We start from the raw sequence: 3,678 nt of genomic DNA, 5'->3' as shown, positions 1-3,678 counted from the left end.
AACGTTTTTTTATTTGTAATGTAATATGGAACTACCTGAGGATCAATAATAAATTTCATGCCAAGACGGGGCAGTATTTTAGGATGGAATACTTTCCATTTTAAAGTTGCAAGAGGAAAAACAATTCTCTTTGAGACGAATTTTTTTATGTTTTCCATGCTCGTTCTTTATTTCTTATTTTTTTAATGTATGCCTTCATAAGAGCCGATCTCACTAGATAAAAGCGGTGGGCATCATCTTTGTAGCAACAATAGCTCTCTTTCCTCTGCTTATCTGATGATCGACTCTAATAATCGTCTGCTTTTCTGAATTTCTTCAAGATAGCCATATTCTTTGCGCATCATCAGCTCAACAGTTATGTAGGGGTCATTCTTTAGTGACCGGACCCATTGGCGATGGTCGAGCCTGTCTTCTACAGCATGACCGTCGATGGTTCCTTTAAATCCCAGGGGAAGGGCCTCCCCGACTAAAGGCAATTTCTCACCATCCTGGTACTGGCAGAAATCTGAGCCAACCGCATGCACTGTATCTGGCTGTACCTGTAATAAAAAAGCAGCAATTTTTTTCTTCACCACATCGCAAAAGAAATCAGGATCTTTCCTAGTTGCCTGCATCATCTTCCACTCCATCTCCCTCCTAAATGCTTTCCGATCCCCACTGGCAAGATATCCTGTCTTAAAACCGGCATAGAATTGCTGAAACACTGTCGTGATCGCCAGATGATCTACATCAAACGTCAGCCCGATAGATGGGCAATATCGCTTAAAATACAAAAAATGCTCCGCATCGCTAATCACCGGCTCATTTTCAAAGCAGATGTTAGTCCAGCAAGGCACATTTTCTAGACATAAAGTTACTCCCCGATCATTATACTCTTGAAAGCGTCGTGCGGTTCTTTCTAAAACGGTAAATCTATCCTCACGTAACGAGTTATAAAAGCCAAGATGAATTACTAGGTAAGGCACCTGATGATTCCAGGCAAAATCTAGTAGTTCCTCCAACTTTGCAAAAGAAGCCTCTCCCACTTCTCCAGAATCACAAAAATTTATTATTTTTTTTCCAGACTCGGTATCAACCGTATGCGGCATATGAATCGAAATAAGTTTCATCTCTGTCTGCAACAAAGAAGCTAAATTTTCATCACCGCGAATATAAGCCTCGTAGTAAGGAAATTTCTTATCTTTAAACCATCCTAATTGCTGTACACCGGATTTAACTACTAGTTTCATATCTTATTTTTAAGTAGTTTATTAATAAATATTATCAAACTGTTTTCATAAAAAAATCGTTAAGAGCATCAAAACGCGCCGGAGTTTGAATCCGTAGGACAAGATGTAACCAGTTGACGTCTACTTCTTTTTTATCCTGCAAACCTTCAAAAAGCGAATGCAGAAATTTACTTCCTCTTGCTACAGCTTCCATTTGTAGTTCTGGAATAAATTCTGCTTTAAGAGCCTTATCTATGGTTCGTTCTTGGTCATAACTTTCCAGAAATTGGTCTATCTTCTTTTTATTAAATCCTACTTGATTGAATGGAAACGATGTATCATAAAGATGTGAAGGGGAAGGAGTAACAGCTAGCCTTTCTAATGTGTAAGCAATATCAAAGCCACGACTTCTTCCGTGTGTGCCTTCCCAATCGACTAATGCCATCAGGTTTTTTGTGTTTTTATCCATCATGACATTCTGGTCGTGCAAGTCTCCATGGACTATTCCGACATCCTGTGCTTTTTCTCTTATTTTTGTGACCTCCCTGAGAATATCATCTGTTCGTTCCTTTAAAACGTCAAGACAATAAGCAATAAAACCTCGTACACTTTTAGGGAGTAAATGAACCAGACTTTGGTATTCAGCTATTTCCTCTGCAGTAATGGGTGCAATAGCTCCGAATGGCGAGGGGGACTGCTCTAAAACAGAAAAATATGGCCGTTCTTTTAATTTATCAGCCACAGAGTGAAAACGTGCCATCGCTTGGGCAATTTGACCAACTTGACCAGGGTGTCCACTATAAAACTCTCCATTTGGAATAAAAGGGTATACTTCCATAAAATTATCTTCTGTTGGAACGTAGAGTCGCCCATCGAGCGTTTCTTTCAGGGAGGGGACTGGAACATTCTCATTTGCTAAGTCTTGAAGTAATTGCAAACGTGCAGAGTAAACTTCTTCATTTGCAGGCCTGGATTTTGAAACAACTTTTATGAAAAGTTTATCTTTGGAAGTCTCTGCCGAGTATACTGGATTTGCGGCGATGCCTTTAATCTGCTGCACATCGGTAACTGTTAGGCCATACTCTGATGCAAGTAAAGGAACAAAGTTTTTCATTTTTTCTTATGGGAAAGAGCAACATTTATAAAGGTTTCTCTTTTACAATAGTAATATGGCTATCCAGATTGATTTAGAGCAGAAAGTTGTAATTGTCGCCGGTGTGGGAGCGGGCTGTGGCTCGGCGCTTACAGAATACCTCCTAGAGCGAGCGAACGCACGGGTCGTGGCTCTTTCTAATGATCAGGGCATTCTGGATGGATTATCTCAACGCTTTTCGAAAAGACCGTTACAGACTCACACGGTCGATCTCACTGATGATGCAGCCATGCAGGAAGTATTTGCTTCGCTCAAAAAAACCTATGTGGGGGGAATACAGGGTTTGGTAAACAATGCCGTCCTTCCTTTTGTATGCAACGATTTAAAAAGTGTTGATCTCCCTACTTTTCATCGCGTAATCGATACAAATGTATATGCCGCACTTTGTGCGGCTAAATATGCGTATCCCTTATTTCAGAGGAGTACTCCTGTAGATGTCCATGGTACGGCGGTAAGAGGAACTATAATTACAATAGGATCAAATGTCTCAGAAAGTGTTTCTCCGGATAAATTATTGTACGGTCTCACCAAGGCAGCCGAGCGTTCTTTAAGCCAAGCCTTGGCGCACCAGTTTGGAGAAGAGGGAATTATTTCTATTGTAGTGGAACCAGGTGACATCAACACTCCGCGTTCCGCAGATTACGTACGAGACTCCAATCGCGCCTTTCGGCTGCAGCGCTATTTAGAAAAAACTCCTCTTCATCGCAGTGCCAGCCCTTCGGAAATCGCTCAGCATATTGCATATTTATTGGATCCTTCCTGCGCTTATTTAACCGGTTGCATCGTTCGGATGGACGGAGGCGTTACAAGCTGTTTTAATCCTGCGAAAGAATTCACAGGATAGAAAACTGTAATATTGCTCATTCTTAGACATTCAAATACGTAATCATCCTTTTGATATTAAAATAATTCAAGTCACGGAAATCCTTCACTCTCCCGTCGTTGAACATTTCCACAACTCCAAGTATTCCTTCGTCAATCGTTCTCGTCGCCTTCCAGCCCAGTGCATTGATTTTATCAAAGCTGACCCGATAACTCCGGTTGTCCGGAGAAGGGCTTTGTTCAACTTTGGCGGCGGGAATAAGTTTAGCGACATTATAGGCCAGATCCGCAATCTTTACGTTTTGTTCGTTACTTCCCACATTGAAAATCTGCCCGTTGATTTTTTTTGCTTCTGCTTCAAGCATAAAAATATAGGCATCGGCAGCATCTTCAACATGCACGAAAGGACGCCATTGCTGCCCGCCGTTAATCGTTATTTTCCCTTCGCTGAGAGCCATCCCGGTCATCGTGTTAATGACTAGATCAAATCTCATT

Annotated in this window: 4 protein-coding genes; 1 reads left to right on the top strand and 3 read right to left on the bottom strand. The window is 41.3% G+C overall.

The genetic code is table 11. The annotated features are described in order from the left end of the window. Window positions 1–269: 269 nt before the first annotated feature. Together VJH67_00235 and VJH67_00230 are read right to left on the bottom strand one after the other, a co-directional pair. On the bottom strand, window positions 270–1,229 hold the full coding sequence (locus VJH67_00235; protein HEY4515608.1) for a TIM barrel protein: 960 nt from the start codon (window positions 1,227–1,229) through the stop codon (window positions 270–272). A 34-nt stretch (window positions 1,230–1,263) separates the two neighbouring features. Then, on the bottom strand, window positions 1,264–2,322 hold the full coding sequence (locus VJH67_00230; protein ID HEY4515607.1) for a phosphotransferase: 1,059 nt from the start codon (window positions 2,320–2,322) through the stop codon (window positions 1,264–1,266). Window positions 2,323–2,377: 55 nt separating this feature from the next. Here VJH67_00230 and VJH67_00225 point away from each other — a divergent pair, with 55 nt between their 5' ends. Beyond that, window positions 2,378–3,205 carry an SDR family oxidoreductase gene (locus VJH67_00225; GenBank protein HEY4515606.1) on the top strand — a complete coding sequence of 276 codons (828 nt, stop codon included), beginning with the start codon at window positions 2,378–2,380 and terminating at the stop codon, window positions 3,203–3,205. Window positions 3,206–3,227: 22 nt separating this feature from the next. Here VJH67_00225 and VJH67_00220 read toward each other — a convergent pair. Beyond that, window positions 3,228–3,678: NAD-dependent epimerase/dehydratase family protein (locus tag VJH67_00220; protein ID HEY4515605.1), on the bottom strand; the 451-nt coding region annotated here is incomplete at its 5' end.

This window comes from Candidatus Paceibacterota bacterium (assembly GCA_036517255.1).
Classification (GTDB): Bacteria; Patescibacteriota; Minisyncoccia; order Phycocordibacterales; family WO2-35-19; genus DATDXE01.
The sequence above is the reverse complement of the archived record's forward strand: the minus strand, read 5'-3'. Positions and strand labels throughout refer to the sequence as shown.